Source organism: Pedobacter heparinus (genome assembly GCF_032678725.1).
GTDB lineage: Bacteria > Bacteroidota > Bacteroidia > Sphingobacteriales > Sphingobacteriaceae > Pedobacter > Pedobacter heparinus_A.
This window is the reverse complement of sequence record NZ_JAVTSC010000010.1, coordinates 39,619-58,478: the sequence shown is the minus strand read 5'-3', so window position 1 is coordinate 58,478 and position 18,860 is coordinate 39,619. Positions and strand designations below refer to the sequence as shown.

Sequence of the window (18,860 nt, the reverse complement as noted above, 5' to 3'; positions counted from 1 at the left end):
ATGGAGCCTTCCCTGCCTTTTATACCACACCATGCCGCCAGCTGGTGGGTTACTTTAGCCGATCTTCAATGGTCCCAAAAGAAAATTGTTGATCAGATAAAGCGAAGGGCCGCGGCATTTGCTGAGGCGAAAATTGATACCGCCATTAATTTCGGCTTTCACGTGAGGTTTGATTTTTCAAACTATTTTGGACAGTTGCATGGATATTATGCCAATGTATGCGAAGAGTTGCATCAGTACGATATTAAGTTCATGGACCATTATTCCTGTAACCATGTAGCAAGGCCACGCGGTAGCGCTGAATTTAAGAAACTACATAAGAACCATCGCCACAGTATCCTGTTGTTTCAGGATCCCATTGCCGCTAAATATGCGCAGTACGAAGGCTATTATTTTAACGACATTTGTGAAGTTGATGTACGCGACGGAAGCCGGGGCTATGCAACAACCTATCAATTTGAGATTTTCTGCCACAACAATCCGGATTTCCTGGATATGCATGCGAAATATCTTAAAAGGTTAATGAATGAAGTTCCCTTTGATGGAATTGAAGTAGATGACATGTGTGATTACGGCGGGCCGACAACCTGCAGATGTATACATTGTCAGGAAAGGTTTAAGCGGGATTATGGACACGAGATCCCGGCTTTTGAGGATAAATCCTTTTTTGGGGATACCACAAAGTCCCCGCTTTTTTGGGGCAATTATCAAAATCCTGTTTTCAGGGACTGGATGCATATGAAATCTGATGTGGTGGCTGATCATGTGAAAATGGTTAAAGCTATAATTGGTAATAAACCGCTGATGACCTGCTGTTCCAGTTCAGGGCCTGCATTTTTAAATGTGCTGGCACTTAATCTTGAAAAAATGGCCCCACATCTGGACTTCTTTATGCTGGAGAATGGGGGGCTCAACGTCAATACCGTAAACTGGGTTCACAGGGATGCCGAAGCGGTACACCAAAAGGATATTGCCGATAAAAGAGGCAAGGCAGTTGCCATGGGCCTTTGTTATTCCACCTATACTGCGGGCGGATATTTAGGATGGGGCTTAAGCCGTTTCTGGGGTGTGGCAAGCTGGAGTGGTACTGTGACTCAGAACCTGGAAGAGGACCCGGCAGATGCCATGGAAATAGAAGACATTGTAGGTCCTTATCATCAATGGGAGAAACAGCACAGCGATCTGGATTACAGAGACGGAGAAGATCTGGTTGAGGTGCGGCTTGTAAATAACAGCTATTGCAGAGACAATGGCTGGAGAGGCGAAGACGGACTGGAACATTGGGACAAGGCCAGGGCATGGTCACGTTACCTGGTTAAAAATAACATAGGCTATCGCTTTGTCCGGGCCCTGGAACTTGCAGATGCAGGTGTTTTGGAAAAAGACCACACGCCGTTAATATTAGATAGTGTTGGCTGCGTTTCAGATGCCCAGTTTAATGCCATCAGCCATTATCTTTCCAAAGGCGGGATTGCCTGGCTTGCACTGCCATTTGGCACGCACAATGAAGAGGGATTTAAGCGTTCGGTTCCATTATCGGAAAAACTGAAAACTGGCGGATATAAAAATCTCATGACCATAGATACGGCCACAAAGCTTGATCCGGTAAAGAAAATGATCTCTGAAGGAAAGCTTAAACCTGTCATCACACAATTGGCAGGAGATGCCAGGTGGGCCGTTAGAATCAGATTTTATAAAGACAAGCCTGTTATTCACATGATGAACACCGCAATTGCAGGTGTCCCCCATCCGGGTTTAAAAGACAATTCAGGTGTGGGTATTCTTTCCGCTATAAAATCGCTTTCAGAAAACAACAACTTAAGTTATGAAGTAGACATTCAAAGACTGGCATTAAACCAGGTAAAGGCCATTAGCCCAGAGCTGGGAGACAGGTACGCTGCGGTAACAGTTAAAAAAAACAGAAAGGGTTATTCCCGGTTGACTGTAAACCTGGATGGCGTAAAGGTATATGCAGAAATTAAGGCGCTGGTTTAAAGCAGACGGCGCTCCCATTTCAACAATTCAGCCGTGAACGCCAGATTTTCTACGCCATTATTAAGGTAAGTCTGGCGTATGGCATGATAAACCTCCTGGTTTGCCGCTGCTAATTCCAGCCAGCCCCGCAGGGCCATAAAATATCCAGGGTGCTCATCACCACCATCTACTCTGCGCCTTACGGTTTTACGATCTTTGGTAATCACATTTTTTAATAAGGTATTGGAAAAACGCAACATATCTTCCTTGTTAAACACAATTCCTTCACGATATGCAGCTGCAACCATGCCTATATCCAGTGCACCGTGCGAAGCATCCTCCACATAAGGTGCGGCTTTAAAATACTTTACATTATGGGAAAGCTGGTCTTCCGGAACCCATCCCTTAGTTGTCATAGGCTCATACCAATAGTTCCAGGTATATAAGTTAGCCGCTGCATTGTAGTTTAACCGGTTTTTTAATAACAGGCACATTTTTTTCGAGCGTTCCAGATAGATCTCTTTTCCAGTCAGCCGATGTAAGATCAACTCCGAAGCAACATGCTTACCTAAATAATTTATAGGTGCCGGAACGTTATCGGCAGGAAAAGATTCGCCCCGTTCACAAGTGAGGTAGTGGCCTTCACCTTTGTTGGGGCCCTCCCGCCAGAGGCGTTTTCCCGCATCAGCATAAGATTCCTCCGCAGCCTGGATAAAACGTGATGCTGCCGGCTGTAAGTGTTTCAAAGCAGGATCTGCTTTAACCAGTTCTGCAAATCTGAGCATCGGGTAATAGATAATGCCGATGTAGCCTATATAGGCCAAAGTAATGGGTTGGATCATGATGGTCTGTTTGGCGGGTAAGGTATTACCTTTAACAGTTACAGCAATGAGGTTAGACTTATCTGTATAATGGCCCGACTTTGCACCATAAGGTGCCATCGGATCATTGATTATTTTTTCAGCATATCTTGCATCTGCAGGGTCCAGGCTTAAATCTTCAAATACTTCGTGGCGATTGTGATGGCTGTTGCTTACTTTAATGGTGAAGCGGTTTTTGTTTTTCCTGTCAAAAGGAGCAATCTCCACCCTGGTAAGCTGGTTGTTTGAAGAGGGGGTAGACACAATGGTAATCAGGGTTTTCCCATCTTCGTCTTTAAGTACGCCATTAGCCACAACATATTTAGAACCCATACTCCAGGCAGGTCTGCTTAGGCCCGATCCGTCTTTCACCCCACGTTTATCATCCCGGTGACCCAATACCCTGTCGCCTCTTCTTGCCAGTTCAACCAGGTATTTTGAATCCCCCGTAGCTTCATACAAATCTGCCAGCATATTTAAATTCGCTGTTTCCAGCCAGGCAATCGAACTTGCATCAGGCATTTTTTCCCATGGATCTTGCTGAGATGCATTCGCAAGCAATTTATCTGCCCGGAGTATCGTTAACGCTATCTTATGAACTGTATCCCCTCGCTGATAAAAATGGCTTAGTGCCTTTAAGGGCTGCATGCATGTCAATGTAAAAACGAGAGCAATGCAGGTTCCAAAGTATTTCATGTAGTCGTGGTTTTGGTAGATCATTAGTTGAGCGCGAGAACGGCTCTCAACAAAGATAATTTTTTTTCATAAAAAACGGTAACGTACACAATAATCTCCTATATTAGTATTATAGTCTTTATAAGGAACTTGTAAACCGAAGGACTGTGTTGATAAAAGATTAGATTTAATATACGATCATAACCGATAAGCAATACAGTGGAACACAAAAATGACCGGCGTGACTTTATAAAAAAAATATCTGTAGCCAGCCTTGGCCTGGTTCTGGCCGATGGATTTACCAATACTTATGCCAGCCCGGCCGGACAAACACTTACCGACGTCAGAAGTACCCTCCTTGGTAACCTGTCTCAAAATCCTTCCGAAGCGGAGATAGACCAAAGAATTGTTAAGGTCCGGGAATGCAAAAAAAATGTTGGGTATTTAATGTTCTGAATATGATGATAAGAATCGCATTCGTTATAGCCTTGGCTTTACCATTTAATACGCAAGTATTTGCGCAGCCTGTTTCAGTAAACTGGATGTTAGAAACGCCCAATGCTGCCTGGCAAGCACGCGATTCCCAGGGAGAATTAGTTTACAAAAACAAGCTCTGGATCCTGGGCGGCTGGTTTAACTCTATGGATGCGCCTCCGCGGGACGTGTGGAATTCTTCCAATGGAAAATCATGGCAGCTTATTAACAATAATGCTCCCTGGATCCATAGCGATCTACCGATGTCTATCGTTTTCAAAAACAGGATGTGGATGATGGGAGGGTGGTATAACGGGCGTTTGCCAGGCCATTCTGCCAGTAATAAGGTCTGGTCGTCTAAGAACGGTATTCAATGGGATCTTCAAACTGATAATGCAGCATGGACTCCAAGGTGTGCTTCAGCTGTTGTTGAGTTCAAAGGCAAGCTTTGGCTGCTTGGAGGGATTGAAGATTATTACTTCGGTACTGATAAGAACCTGAAAAATGATGTTTGGTATTCATCCAATGGAAAAGACTGGTCCCAGGCGACAGCTAATGCAGGATGGTCTCCGCGTGCTTACCACCAGGCAGCAGTCCTTAACGGGAAAATATACGTATTTGGCGGTGGTAACTATGTTCCCCAATATCAGGCATACAATGATGTGTGGAGTTCGGAAGACGGCGTTACCTGGGAGCAAGTTTCAGAAGCCGCTCCCTGGCAAGCACGATTATGGTTTTCTTCGGTTGTTTATCGTAAAAGGATCTGGGTGATAGGCGGATGGTCCAATAATCCTTATAAAAACCATGCGGATATTTGGAGCACTAAGGATGGAAAAAATTGGGAGCAACTGAAGTCAAATATCATTTGGAAGGAGCGGCATGAGTCTTCAGCTTTTGTTTTCAATGACAAAATTTGGGTTGCGGGCGGCATGACACCGCCACTTGTAAATGATGTTTGGTCGCTAAAATTACCCAAGAACTGGTGACAGGCCATTCAACAATCCCTTTATCCTGAAAATCCATTTAAGACCTGGTCAGATGTTATTGAATATTGCCCAAACATTTCAAGTAATAATATAGCTCCGTTAGTTTGCAGTAAACCTGCCTGTGTTTCTTTAGTTTCCATTCCCGTTGTGCAATCGCGAAGCAGTGTTACCGAATAGCCCCGGTTAGTCATTTGGGTAGCTCCATAATCACGACTTATAATACAAGCGTTCGTGTTAAAGCCAGCATACAGAAGGAATAATATCCCTTTCTTTTTGCAATAACGATGAAGCTCTTCACCTGTAGCTACTACCGCTTCGTTAGGCTGCGGTGTCACTTTTGGATGGAATGTAAGCTCCGGCAATGAGCGCCTCTCAGTTTCACGGGGTTCAAACGGCCTTCTGAAATCTTTATACTGACCCGATAGGCTACGAAACTCTGCCGGCGGCCATGAATCGTTAGGCGGATTCATTTCTGCCCGTGATACCAGCTTTACCCAGTTGGGATGTTTTATAGCAGCTTCGGGAGAGGGTGCATGTATGATCTGCATTCCCTGTTCCCTGCACTTGGCTAAGAGTGGTACATACTTCTCGTTAATGATCTTTTCTGCGCGGTCTTCAGTCTCTCTGATATAGTGTCTTTGCCACACGTCAAGCAAAACAAGTGCAGTCTGCGACATGGGAAGCTTCCAATCCAGGTTGGCATAACCGGTATTCGTTTCAAGCCATTCTTGTCCGGGATCGACATGCCAACGGTGATATCTTGGTTTAATATGCAGCTTTTTGTCATCAGCGGCAAAGGGCCGTCGGTCAACGATGTTGTCTGCATGTGATTCAAATGGTAAAGCCATCCCCAGTGCCGCACTCAGCCCTGTCACTGAACTCATTTTAATGAACTGACGCCTTGACTTTTTCATTTTCATAGTTTCGAATTGTTTGAACGTGTACCTACACAAAATAAAGAAAACTTATTATTTTTTCCACATGTGGGTTGATATTGCCAGGCTTCTCTAGCAATTTTAATAAACATATTGTCAAAATATGCCGTACCTGCAGTGCTAATCAGACCCAGAGTAAAGCTATGCCGGTACAGGAGAAGAACCGAGGTGGAGGTAATAGTTCGCAAATGCTATGAAGGGATTAAGAAAAAAGCGCAGTTCATATTTTTTTTCATAAAAAACGGTAACGTACACAATAATCTCCTATATTAGTATTATAGTCTTTATAAGGAACCTAGAAGCCGAAGGACTGCGTTGAAAAAGATTAGATTTAATATACGATCATAAAAGATAAGCAATACAATGGAACACAAAAATGACCGACGTGACTTTATAAAAAAAATATCCGTAGCCAGCCTTGGCCTGGTTCTGGCCGATGGATTTTCTAAAACTTATGCCAGCAGCCCGGCCGGACTGGCGCTTACCGACGTCAGAAGTACCCTTGGCAACTTATCCCCAAATCCTTCTGTGCCATTTGTTCCGCAACGGGCAGCAAGCTGGTGGGTTACCATAGAAGATCTGCAATGGTCACAAAAGAAGATCGTTGATAAAATCAAACGAAGGGCTGCAGCCTTTGCCGAAGCTGAAATAGACCTGGCCATCAATTACGGCTGGCATATCCGGTTTGATTTTTCAAATTATTTTGGACAGGTACATGGTTATATGGCCAATGTTTGCGACGAGCTTCACAAATACAACATTAAGTTCATGGACCATTATTCCTGTAACCATGTGGAACGGCCAAGAGGTGCGGCAGATTACAAGGCATTGCACAGAGGGCAACGTCATCATGTACTGTTATTTCACGATCCTAAAGCGGCGCAGTTTGCCCAGTATGAAGGACACTTCTTTAATGATATCTGTGAGGTAGATATCCGCGATGGCAGCAGGGGCTATTCCAGGCAGTATCAGATGGAAACCTTTTGTCACAATAATCCCGCCTTCCTGGATATGCATGGCAGGTACCTGGAACGATTGTTAAAAGAAGTGCCGATTGATGGCATAGAAGTAGATGACATGTGTGATTATTCGGGCCTTACCACCTGCGGCTGTAAATATTGCCGTGAGCGCTTTAAAAAAGATTATGGCCATGAGATTCCCGCATTTGGTGAAAAATCCTTCTGGGGTGATGTAAAAAAGCCCATGCTGCAATGGGGTAACTATGAAAATCCTGCTTTTCGGGACTGGTTAAGGATGAAAACGGACGTGATTGTTGACCATGTAAAAATGGTTAAAAAGATCGTTGGAGATAAACCTTTAATGTCCTGCTGTTCCAGTACAGGCCCTATCGTGCTGAACGGCATCTCACTTGATCTGGAGAAAATGGCTCCCCATCTGGACTTCTTCATGCTCGAAAATGTAGGTACAAATATTAAAAGTGTAGACTGGACACACATGGATGCGGAAGCTTTGAACCAGAAAGATATTGCCGATAAAAGAGGAAAATCCCCTGCAATGGCATTAAGCTATACCATTTATGAAAAAGGCGGGTATTTTGGCTGGGCATTAAGCCGGTTCTGGGGTGTAGGTAACTGGAGTAGTACGCATAACCAGCGATTAGAAGAAGACCCTGCAGATGCCATGGAAATGGAAGATGTGATCCGCCCCTCTAATTTATGGGAAGTTAAACATAGTGGGCTGAAGCCGCAGGAGGGTAAAGATTTAGTAGAAGTTAGGGTGGTGAACAATAAGCTATGTAAAGACAATGGATGGAGGGATCAGGATGGCCAGGAGCACTGGACCCATGCCAGGAACTGGTCAAAAAAACTGCTCGAAAATAATGTTGGTTATCGTTTTGTCCGTTACGAGGAACTGGCCGATGCAGCAGCACTAAAAAAGGAGCAAACGCCTTTGGTCCTGGACGGGGTAGGTTGTGTTTCTGATGAGCAGTTTAAAGCCATCAAAACTTATCTGGCAGCAGGAGGAAAAGCCTGGATGGCGCTCCCGTTTGGGACCCACGATGGAAAAGGATTTAAACGATCGGTTCCGCTAGCTGATGAACTGCAAAACGCGAAATATAAAAACCTGATTTTCATTGAGTCTATTACTAAAACAGATACATTAAATCAACTAATTGATAAAGGGATACTCAAGCCTGTATTGAGACAAACGGGCGGAAGCAAAGGCTGGGTGGCCAGAATCCGTATCTATAAAGATAAACCTGCTATTCATTTCATGAACACTGCGCTAATTGGCATTCCGCATCCCACTATAAAAGACAATTCTGGCATAAGTATACTGTCAGACATCGGTTCTAAAATAGAAAATAACAATCTGCAGTACGAAATACATACAGACCGGATAAAATTAACGGGCTTAAAAGTATCCAGTCCGGAACTGGCCGAAGATCAAAGAAATGTAGCTGTACTTAAAGGTAAAAAAGGTCATTCTACTTTCAATGTGAACTTAAATGGCATTAAGATTTATGCAGAACTGACAAGTTCTGTTTAGATCAGGTTACTTTTTGTTAAAAGAACTTAATTTACAAAGTGTTAATTATAAAATAATATTACTTTTCGTTTGTTTTTGAAAAATATTACCTATATTAGGGTACGTAACCGTAACTATAAAGATCACCAAACAATAACCTGACAATGTACATTGGCATGTAAAATTATTTACTATGAAGCTTACTATTTTTACTAAAAAACTTTTCGCTTTGATGACCTTGTTCATCCTTTTTTCAGGGAGTGGAATTGGTATGCCAAAAGATAGTTTGCTGGTTTACCGGAGTAAATCAGGACAGGAAAAATCTGTAAAAACCAAAGCCGAATGGGAGACCAAACGGAAACAGGTGCTGGACCGGATGCAGCTGGTCATGGGTAAATTGCCCGATAGCAAAAACCTGCCGCCGCTGAATATAAAGGTTACAGACAGCCTTAAAGAAGATAACCATACCCGCTACACCATTCGTTTTACGGTTGCTAAAGATGAAACCCTGACGGCTGACCTGTATGTCCCTCATCAATCCGGGAAAACTAAAAAGCTACCTGCTATACTGGCGCTTCATGGCACAAGTGATGTGGGTAAACGTTCAATCGCCGGAGAAATCCCCAAACCGAACAGGGCCTATGCCAAAGAGCTGGCCCAACGAGGCTATGTAGTCATCGCACCAGATTATCCCAGTTTTGGAGAGCAGAAAAATTATAATTTCGAGCAGGACAGGTACGAGTCGGGTACTATGAAAGCCATATTTAACCACATCAGGTGTGTAGACCTTTTGCAAGCCAGGAAAGATGTGGATCCCGAACGCATTGGCGTTATCGGCCATTCGCTGGGTGGGCATAACGCAATTTTTGTTGGTGCATTTGATCCCAGACTTAAAGTGGTCGTATCCAGTTGCGGCTGGACATTGTTTGAGAATTACAACGCAGGGGAGGATGTCACCAAAAAATTCGGTGGTAAACTGGGCGCATGGGCCCAAACCCGTTACATGCCATTGGTAAGAGATAAATATCAGCTGGACGCAGCGCAAATGCCCTTTGATTTTGATGAGGCAATAGCCGTTCTGGCGCCGAGGCCATTTTTTTCTAATTCGCCAGTGGGAGATGCAAACTTTGACGTTAAGGGAGTTGAAAAGGGAATTTCTAATGTAACTGAAGTATATAAATTTTTAAATGCTGCTGACCGGCTCCAGGTAAGTTACCCTGATGCAGCACATGATTTCCCGCCGGAAACCAGGTTGAGCGCCTATGCATTTATAGATAAAGCATTAAACCATACCAGTATCCATCAAAAATTATTGTTTTAAACCGCGAACGGAATTGGGGAAATAGGATAGATTCCGTTCAAAACAATATAAATAAACGAGTTTAAACTAAATAGGTTAGGTATTTTTTTGAGATGAGCTGATTTTTATAGGTCAATGTGCAGGTTATTGCGCTGGATTTATGAAAACCAATGCTGTTATTAAATATTTTCAAACAAAAGTATCGGGTACGCACACGAACAACATATTACTAATAAAACTTAAAAATTAAACCAATAAAACATGCTGAAAATTTACAACAAAACCAAAAGACCATGGCGAATTCCCTGCTGGGGAATTGCCATGCTGATTTTCCTGACCTCCTTTATGCCGGGGCGGGCGCTATCACAAGATTTAAAATTGATTAACGGTACAGTTACCGAAGCTAATGGAGAACCACTTCCAGGTGTAAGCGTTAAAGTAAAGGGTACACAAAAAGCAACCTCAACAAGTAACCTTGGAAAATACAGCATCCAGGCGACAAGCACGGATGTTTTAGTTTTTTCTTTCGTAGGCTCAGAAACGCAGGAAATTACAGTAGGCGCCAGAACAACGATCAATGTTAAACTGGCTGATGATTCAAAATCTTTAGAAGAAACCGTGATCATTGGTTACCAGACGGTAAGGAAGGCCGACTTAACCGGTGCCGTTGGACAGGTTAAAATGTCTGATATTAATAAAGCACCTGTATCGTCATTTGCAGAGGCACTTGCCGGACGTGTATCGGGTGTACAGGTTTCATCAGGAGATGGACAGCCAGGTAGTAACATGAGCATTATGATCAGGGGAGCTGCATCAATCAATAACAGCACCCAGCCGCTATATGTTATTGATGGTTTCGCTACTGAGGCTGTCGAAAGCACAAGTTTAAACCCCGATGATATTGAATCCATAACCATATTGAAAGATGCAGCAGCTACTTCTGTTTACGGATCAAGGGCAACAAACGGTGTTGTTGTGATTCAAACCAAAAGTGGTAAAGTTGGGAAACCAGTGGTTTCCTACAACAGCTCATATGGTGCCCAGATCGTAACCAAAGAAATTGATCTGATGAGCCCTTACGAATTTGTAAAATATCAGTTTGAACGTAATCCAACAGATGCAGCAGTGAATTACCTTACAAATGGTAAAACACTGGAATCCTATAAAAGCGACAAAGGCATTTACTGGCCTGGGCAGATTCTTCGCACCGGTACAGTGTTTATAAATAACATTGCCGTAAGAGGTGGTACTGACCAAACCAAATATGCCATATCGGGTGGCGGTTTCGATCAAAAAGGAGTACTCATCAACACTGGATACAAAAGATACCAGGGACGTGCAAAAGTTGACCAAAAAATTAGTGAAAAGCTAAAGGTAGGTATTTCTGCCGATTATATGGATGTCTCTGCTTTTGGCACACAGGCATCAGCGAGCCCCAGTGGCATATCCAGTGCGATTTGGTTTAGAACCTGGGTTTACAGGCCAATAGCCGGTAGTGGCACCAATTATGACCTTCTGGAGGAAGCTGGGGATACAGAAAGCATTAACAGTAGTGATATCAGGTTAAACCCAAGGGTAACTGCAGAGAATGAGTACTTATTTAATACTTATATAAATTTCAATGCCAATGCCTATCTTACCTATGACATTACAAAAAACCTGGTTTTAAAGGTTACAGGTGTAAAAAATGCACTTAGAAGGGGGCAGGATCGTTTTTACAATTCAAAAACACCTTCAGCCAGTCCATTGAACCCAAATGCTAACCAGGGGATATATGGATCGGTACTTCAGTCTTTTGCCGATACGTGGTCAAATGAGAACACCCTTACTTATAACAAGCTTTTTAAAGATACCCATTCCTTAACCGTAATAGGTGGTAACAGCCAGACATCTTATAAAACCAAGTCTAATGGCTTTACTTCAACTTTTTTACCTGAAGAAAGTCAGGGTATGGCCGGTCTGAATGAGGGCACGGTTACTGCTCCGGTAGCAACAGCCAGCAGCAATACGCTTTCCTCTTTTTTTGGAATTGTAGATTATAACTATAAATCTAAATATTACCTTAAAGCAGGATTAAGAGCAGATGGATCCTCAAAATTTGCGCAACGCTGGGGCTACTTCCCATCGGGGGCAATTGCATGGAATATGCATAAAGAAAGCTTTATGAAAGAGCTTACATTCATTTCCAATTCAAAATTGAGACTAAGCTATGGCGTGACAGGGAATAACAGGATTGGTGATTTTGACTGGTATGCCAAGCTCGATCTGGATGCCGGGGCAGGTTACTCTTATAACAATTCTCCAAATATAGGAGCTTTCATTTCGGGAGTTGAAAACAGGAACCTGAAATGGGAAAAAACAGAGAGTTCAGATATTGGTTATGAACTGGGCTTATTTGAAAACAAGATTGAACTTACAGTTGATGCCTATCGTAGAACTACAAAAGATCTGCTGATTACTAGTGCTCCGATAGCGGCGCATACCGGATTCGCAACAGCCACCAAAAATATAGGCTCATTGCGCAACCAGGGTTTGGAATTCGGCTTAAACACCGTAAATATCAAAACAAAGTCATTCTCTTGGGAAAGTAGTTTCAACATTACCTTCAATAAAAATAAAATTATAGCACTAAACAGGGACCAGGGATTTATACAAACAAGTCCTTCTTTTGATACCGCTTTTGGCGACATGTACCTTTCAGAAGTTGGGCAGCCATTGGGTATGATGTATGGTTTTGTATGGGACGGCAATTATCAGTATGCTGATTTTGACAACCCTTCACCCGGCACCTATGTGCTTAAACCTTCGGTTCCTACGAATGGAGCTTCTGTGATCCAGCCTGGAGATGTTAAATATAAAGACTTAAACGGAGATGGAACGGTAAATTCATTGGACAGAGCAATTATCGGCCGTGGTCAGCCCATTCATTTTGGCGGTTTTTCCAACAATTTTGGATATAAAGGCTTTAGTCTCAACGTATTTCTGCAATGGTCTTATGGGAATGATATATACAATGCCAACCGGCTTATCCTGGAAGGTAATGCCAATGGCAGAACCGATTTAAATCAATTTGCAAGCTATGTTGATCGTTGGTCACCAACCAATCAAAACAGCAAAAATTTTCGTGCTGGTGGCCATGGCCAGGTGGGTTACCACTCCTCCAGAGTGGTGGAAGATGGTTCATACCTGCGGTTGAAAACGGTTTCACTGGCGTATGCTTTGCCAACAAAATACATTAAAAAATTATTCCTGAGTTCTTTGAGCCTGAATGTTTCGGCGCAGAATTTATTTGTATTGACCAAATATACGGGTATAGATCCTGAGGTTTCGACACGCGGGCCATTCTCAGTATTGTCACCAGGTTTTGACTATTCTCCATACCCACAGGCCAAAACAGTCGTGGTAGGATTAAATGCAGCATTTTAATCATTATTTAAAAAGTATTGATATGAAAAAGAAATATTATTTATTCACCTTACTAATTTTAGTAAGCATAAGTTCGTGCAAAAAGTTTCTTGATGGGCCACAGCCGGAAGATAGTCTTGCCCCGGAGACCTATTATAACACTGCAGCACAATTAGATTTAGCGTTGAGAAGCGTATATGACATTCTTCAAAGTTCGGAATTGTACAGGACCAAGTTCCATTACCTCAAAGGGCTGGAGGCTGACGAAGGCTTTGCCAGGGCAAGCAATTTCAATATTTATCTTAACAGTAATACACATACCGCTTCAACTGCTGATGTTTTTGCTTATTGGAGAGACCTGTATAAAGGGATTGCCCGGGCAAATGTATTGCTGGCCAATGTGGATAAAAACACCGGGATTCCACAGGATTTAAGAAGTCAGATCAGGGGAGAAGCCATGTTTTTACGCGGATATTACTATTTCATGCTGGTACAAAGTTATGGTGGAGTACCATTGGTAACCGCACCTACCACTTCCATTGACAATACAGATCTGGCAAGATCTACTGATGTGGAGATTTATGCGCAGGTCTTAGCTGATATGACGGGCGCTGAGGCCTTAGTTCCTAAAATTACCACACTTGGTTTTAATGGCAGGATCAGTAAATCTGCAGTTCGTGGCATACTGGCCAGAGTTTGCTTAACCATGGCCGGATTTCCGCTTAAAGATGTTTCCAAATATGCGGATGCCAGAAAATGGGCTAAAATGGTTATGGATGATACAGAAGCAGGCCATTTACTGAATCCTAGTTATTCGGATATATTCATTAAAGTTGCCCAGGACAAATACGACATTAAAGAAAGCCTTTGGGAAGTTGAGTTTTCAGGGAACGGAACTGCTACTTTTAGTGCAGACGCAGGGCAGGTTGGATATAACTCAGGTGCGGTTCAGCCAGGAACTCCGGCAACAGTGGGTGCTGCCCCAGGTTATATATGGGCAACAGCAAAAATGCACAACTTATACCAGCCAGGAGACTTGCGTAAAGCCTGGAATATTATGAATTATTCTTTTGTCGGAACAACTGATGTTAAAACTTTCAGGCCTGTACCAACAACCCAGGCTACCCTTTACTCGATCCCAATTGCTAAATGGAGAAGGGAATACGAGGTAGTTACTCCCAAAACTTCCAATTTAACACCTCAAAACTTTGCCATATTGCGCTATTCCGATGTTCTGTTGATGTTTGCTGAAGCAGAAAATGAGATCAGCGGGCCAACACAGGCGGCAAAGGATGCGGTAAACCTGGTAAGGCGACGGGGATATGCAATTGGTGGGATTAAAGCATTTACTTTAACCAATGGCGGAGGAGCTGGTTATACTGCCGCTCCGGCTGTCACTATCACCGGTGGGGGTGGAACTGGCGGCGCTGTAGCTACGGCTGTTGTTTCCGGTGGAAAGGTAACGGCGATAAACTTAACGTTAAATGCGGTTACAGGATATAATTATGGTACTTATACATCGGCACCTACAATTACAATTGCAGCCGCACCCGCTGGCGGAACTACCGCAACTGCAACCGCTACCTTGTATATCAACGCTGATGCTGATATATCTTCTACCGTCAACAAAGATGATTTTCTGTTATTTATCCAGGATGAAAGGTCAAGAGAATTGTGCTATGAATCACTACGTAAATTTGACCTGATCCGTTGGGGAAAATATGTGAGCACAATGCAGCAAATCGGAAGTCAGGCAGCTATTGACGGCGCCGCTGTTACTCATATCATTGGCTGGTACAACGCTACCCAGGAGAAGCACGTTCTGCTGCCGATACCAGGTCAGGAGCTTGTCAATAACAAACTGCTGGTGCAAAACCCGGGATGGAATTAAACGCAATTTAAAACGAACATTATGAAATTAAGATATTATAACTTGTTGGCAGGTGTGCTATTGATGGCCTCCTGCGAAAAAGAATTACCAAGTGTCGATACCCCGAGTTTTGAAGTATCCACGGCATCTACGTCGTATAAAGTTGGGAGTGTTGTAAAATTTAACATTACCGGAACGGCTGGTATCGTATCGTTTTACTCAGGAGAACCTTTAAAAGATTATGCTTTCAGAGCAGGACGTATAGTAGATGCCGGCAATGCAGGTGCCAGGCTGTCTTTTATGAGCGCGGTTAACTTAGGCACACAAGGTACTTTAAGTGCTACAGTTCCACCACACCTTAAAGTAATGGCTTCTACAAACTTTAGCGGCAATTATGACATGAGCAGCATCCAGGCAGCAACCTGGTCGGATATCACTTCCCGGTTCCGGTATGCCATCAACAATACAGCTATAACCTCCAATCCTACACCTCCTGGTTTGCCGGTAGATATTTCTGATCTGATCGTGGCTGGTAAACCAATCTACATTGCCTATAAATATGTAACGCTGCCGCAGGGAGTAAATGGAACAGCGAGAACCTGGTCGATAACCTCTTTTCAGGTGATAAGTAATAAGGATATCAGTGTTGCAGGCCCTGCCATAAATCCCACCATAACCAATTATCCTGGGGCAGGTTTCAGACTGGTTGATCAAAACCCTGTTACTGCACCAGCCAGATCTTCTCTGACTACAACTACAATTAACCTTTTGGGTAATCTTTATGATGCCGTTAACGATGCCGGAAACGATCCATTAAGTGAAAACTGGGCGATTAGTAAGCCTATATTTACAAATACCATTGATTTGGGGCCGGACAAGGCTGTGGCTATTAAAGATCAGGCGAAGGCCACTGCCTTAATAGATCATACTTATATTTATACCCAACCAGGCACCTACAAAGCAACCTTTGTAGCTTTAAATGCTAATTTACATGACAGCAAGGAAATAGTTAAAGAAATAACTATAACCATAACGCCATAAAAAGAAAATCGATGAAAAAATTAAGCTTAAGAATGGTAAGCGCTCCAAGAGTGCTTACCATAAAATCAACTTTGCTGCTTATGCTAGCTATTGCTTCATCAGTGATATCTTGTAAAAAAGACAAAGACAATCCAACTGAAGAGCATATAAAGGCGGCAACTAGTATACGCCTGGTACACAGCTCATATTTAACCAGCGCTGCTACTGCAGATCTTTTTGTAGACGATGTTAAACTGAATGCCGGTGGTCCAGTCACGTTTGCGGGCGCATCTGCTTATTTCCCTGCAACAGCTGGATCCAGGAAAATTGTGGTAAAAGATGCTGCAGGACTTTCACTTGCAGATACCGTGTTAACGATTTCGGACGGTCAGCAATACTCACTTTTCTTAAAAGACCGCGCTTTGGTTGACGAGGTATCGCTTATCGTAAAACCTCTTAAAAGAGGTTTGGTGCCAGTTGTTGATAACAATACTAGCGCACCTGCCAGTGGAAAAGCAAAGATCCGGTTTGTAAATATGAGTTCGCAGCCCTTAAATTCGCTGGCTGCACCAATTACCTTTTCCAGGTTAACTAAGGTGGGTAACACAACGGTAGCTACAGCACTTACACAAACTCTTGGGCTTGATTTGCTAACCTTTAGTTCCGACTACACAACCCAGGATGCTGGGGAGATTACGATCAGGGCGCTAGGCGCCAGCAGCAATACCATAGACTTAACAACAACATTGGAAGCAGATAAACTGTATACTTTCTATGTGGTGTCTACACAATATACCGTGAAAACGCCGACTAAGTCGCCTATATCATTAATTGTAGTACAGAACAAATAACTGTTTGCATACCAGGAGATTGTTTTTTGAAGCATCTCCTGGTATCCTTACTATTATTTAGCTCATTTATTAACTCTCTAACAATCACCTGATGAAAGCGCTCCTATCTTTCTTAGCAATACCCCTGCTTTTCTATACCTCTGCAAACGCTCAGATCCCTTCCAATAAATTTAAAGATACTTATAAAGACCGCGTTCAAAAAGATGACCAATACCAGGGTCACAACTAAAACAGATCTTTATCAAACCACAATATGCCGCCTACCGAAAAGACATAGATGTTGTAGAGCTCAAATCTCAGCAACGCATGGATGAGTTAAACAGGAATATGCCCGGAAGAAAACTGCGGCTTAACAACTGAATTCAAGCAATATGAAGATAGGGAAAGGCTCCGCCCGATCAAATGAAGCCATCACCATTAACCATTTAAAACAATTATTATGAAAAATTTAATCAGCAAATCAAAATTTCTTTTCAAGTCAACTCTTGTAGCACTGGCTTTACTGTTTATTAATGCGATAAGTACAAACGCGCAAACGGTCTATGTTCAATTGGGTTTTAGTCCCGACTATAGTTACTGGACTTCTAGTTTTAACGGTTACACCACGCATGTTCTGTATTGGCAAGATGCTGAAGCTACCATTCCGGCCGCAGATCCTTATCTTGACATTAATGTAGCCTATGTGTCGCGCACCAATTGTGGTTATAAGTATGATCAGAATTTTACTGGGAATACCTCACAAATAGAAGGCAACTATTTTGGACAGCCGTATTGGGCTGAAGATTATGATTACGTCACCCATGAAACAACAACCACTACTACCTGGTACGAGTTAAGGCCAGGTACGGGATATCAGATCGCTAATGAGCCCTACATAATGGGTGGCCCGGCTGATTACTGCCCTTAAGTTTCCATTAACAAGAGCGGACGGATCATATATGATCATCCGCTCTTGAAGTTAATCTGCGTCCTCAAACCACCTCAACCACTCCTAAATACTCATTGGTAGAAGCTATTTTTCCGCTTTCTGAATAAAAGCTGATATAGCAATGCACACCATGACCACTAAATGTTTCAGGAAGGATCAGCCTGGCCATTTTTTCTCCCCTTAACGCAATGTTTTCCAGCTTGCAGAACTGCTGCTCTACAGGATCGTAAACCACCACCGTTACCTGGTCCGTAGCCGAGCACAGCAGTGTAAGGTTTCCATGTTCCCAGGTAAAATCTATCGAATGGCTTACCGTTGAAACTGCCTTGGGCAGCCATGCCCCCAACAATTCCCCCTTACTAAACAACAACTGATCAAAAGCGATGCTTTGCTCAGGGTAAATTCCTGCCACCGCGTTCTTCATATTGTAAGACAGCGCCTGGTTCATTGGTGTATGTTTTTCGATGTTCTGGATACAGTGATCGATGATGTCAGCCAGGCCGAGCAAAAAGCCCCTGAATAAGGTAACCTTGTTCCGCTGTGCAAGCTGTGCTTCAGTAGCTGGTTTGTTGCTTGGTTCAGCCAACGAACGAAAGTAACTGATACCTTTCCAGCTTGCGCCAACCACATTGCCTATTTTTCCCGAGAATGGGCCCAGGATCCCTTGTTTATATTTAGCCATGTTTTTATAATAAGTTAATTGCAGGCAAGATAATTATAAATTTTTTATCTTTTCAATTTACCGCCATAGTACAAACTGGCTAAAGAATAGGGTATTCCTGGTAACAGGGCTTCACATGATCCACACATGCTACACACTTTCTTCACAAAAAGGTACCTGATTGTGAGTTTAGTGTGAAGGAAGTGTGAACCAGGTGTGAAGATGTCCTTTTCTTGTGAAGAACCAGATAAGCCCCTGTTCCGAAACATAAAAAAAACATTTATTTAAAGAATAAATAGGTGATCTGATTTAAAAACTATACTTTAGTAGTATTAACGTGTACGTACCCTTTATTGTAACAACTAAGTTATTGTCGGTAATGATTCAGCTGAAGTACGTAACAATTTAACTTATTTTAGGGAAAAGGAAGC

At 42.9% G+C, this 18,860-nt stretch carries 14 protein-coding genes; 11 read left to right on the top strand and 3 right to left on the bottom strand.

The annotated features are described in order from the left end of the window. Positions 1–1,995, top strand: coding sequence for a hypothetical protein (locus R2Q85_RS15510; protein WP_316812712.1), 1,995 nt, complete (start codon positions 1–3; stop codon positions 1,993–1,995). On the opposite strand, the gene R2Q85_RS15505 is transcribed toward R2Q85_RS15510, so the two are convergent. Continuing rightward, a complete protein-coding gene (locus tag R2Q85_RS15505) occupies positions 1,992–3,530 on the bottom strand; it encodes a hypothetical protein (RefSeq protein WP_316812711.1) in 1,539 nt (512 codons plus the stop codon). The two genes, R2Q85_RS15510 and R2Q85_RS15505, sit on opposite strands and share 4 nt — an antisense overlap. Before the next feature lie 198 nt (positions 3,531–3,728). Here R2Q85_RS15505 and R2Q85_RS15500 point away from each other — a divergent pair, with 198 nt between their 5' ends. Both R2Q85_RS15500 and R2Q85_RS15495 read left to right on the top strand, forming a co-directional pair. Further along, the gene (locus R2Q85_RS15500) at positions 3,729–3,965 is read left to right on the top strand and encodes a hypothetical protein (RefSeq protein WP_316812710.1); all 237 of its coding nucleotides are present in this window, start codon (positions 3,729–3,731) and stop codon (positions 3,963–3,965) included. 2 nt (positions 3,966–3,967) lie between these two features. Beyond that, positions 3,968–4,969, top strand: coding sequence for a hypothetical protein (locus tag R2Q85_RS15495; protein ID WP_316812709.1), 1,002 nt, complete (start codon positions 3,968–3,970; stop codon positions 4,967–4,969). A gap of 20 nt (positions 4,970–4,989) precedes the next feature. Here R2Q85_RS15495 and R2Q85_RS15490 read toward each other — a convergent pair whose 3' ends face one another. Beyond that, on the bottom strand, positions 4,990–5,883 hold the full coding sequence (locus R2Q85_RS15490; protein WP_316812708.1) for an isochorismatase family protein: 894 nt from the start codon (positions 5,881–5,883) through the stop codon (positions 4,990–4,992). Positions 5,884–6,267: 384 nt separating this feature from the next. Between R2Q85_RS15490 and R2Q85_RS15485 the strand changes: the two genes are divergently transcribed. The 8 genes from R2Q85_RS15485 (at position 6,268) to R2Q85_RS15450 (ending at position 17,747) form a co-directional block, all read left to right on the top strand. After that, complete coding sequence (locus R2Q85_RS15485) at positions 6,268–8,415, top strand: hypothetical protein (RefSeq protein WP_316812707.1); 2,148 nt, start codon at positions 6,268–6,270, stop codon at positions 8,413–8,415. Positions 8,416–8,587: 172 nt separating this feature from the next. Continuing rightward, on the top strand, positions 8,588–9,715 hold the full coding sequence (locus R2Q85_RS15480) for an alpha/beta hydrolase (protein WP_316812706.1): 1,128 nt from the start codon (positions 8,588–8,590) through the stop codon (positions 9,713–9,715). Between the two features lie 240 nt (positions 9,716–9,955). After that, positions 9,956–13,120: a TonB-dependent receptor gene (locus tag R2Q85_RS15475; protein WP_316812705.1), complete on the top strand. Its 3,165-nt coding sequence runs from the start codon at positions 9,956–9,958 to the stop codon at positions 13,118–13,120. Between the two features lie 22 nt (positions 13,121–13,142). After that, a complete protein-coding gene (locus R2Q85_RS15470; protein WP_316812704.1) occupies positions 13,143–14,990 on the top strand; it encodes a RagB/SusD family nutrient uptake outer membrane protein in 1,848 nt (615 codons plus the stop codon). Positions 14,991–15,011: 21 nt separating this feature from the next. Beyond that, the gene (locus tag R2Q85_RS15465; RefSeq protein ID WP_316812703.1) at positions 15,012–16,010 is read left to right on the top strand and encodes a DUF5017 domain-containing protein; all 999 of its coding nucleotides are present in this window, start codon (positions 15,012–15,014) and stop codon (positions 16,008–16,010) included. A gap of 11 nt (positions 16,011–16,021) precedes the next feature. Further along, a complete protein-coding gene (locus R2Q85_RS15460) occupies positions 16,022–16,840 on the top strand; it encodes a DUF4397 domain-containing protein (protein ID WP_316812702.1) in 819 nt (272 codons plus the stop codon). 91 nt (positions 16,841–16,931) lie between these two features. After that, positions 16,932–17,069, top strand: coding sequence for a hypothetical protein (locus R2Q85_RS15455; protein WP_316812701.1), 138 nt, complete (start codon positions 16,932–16,934; stop codon positions 17,067–17,069). Between the two features lie 210 nt (positions 17,070–17,279). Beyond that, entirely contained in the window at positions 17,280–17,747 is a 468-nt protein-coding gene (locus R2Q85_RS15450) for a hypothetical protein (protein ID WP_316812700.1), read from the top strand. Positions 17,748–17,811: 64 nt separating this feature from the next. Here R2Q85_RS15450 and R2Q85_RS15445 read toward each other — a convergent pair whose 3' ends face one another. Beyond that, complete coding sequence (locus tag R2Q85_RS15445) at positions 17,812–18,450, bottom strand: DUF6266 family protein (RefSeq protein ID WP_316812699.1); 639 nt, start codon at positions 18,448–18,450, stop codon at positions 17,812–17,814. Positions 18,451–18,860: the final 410 nt, after the last annotated feature.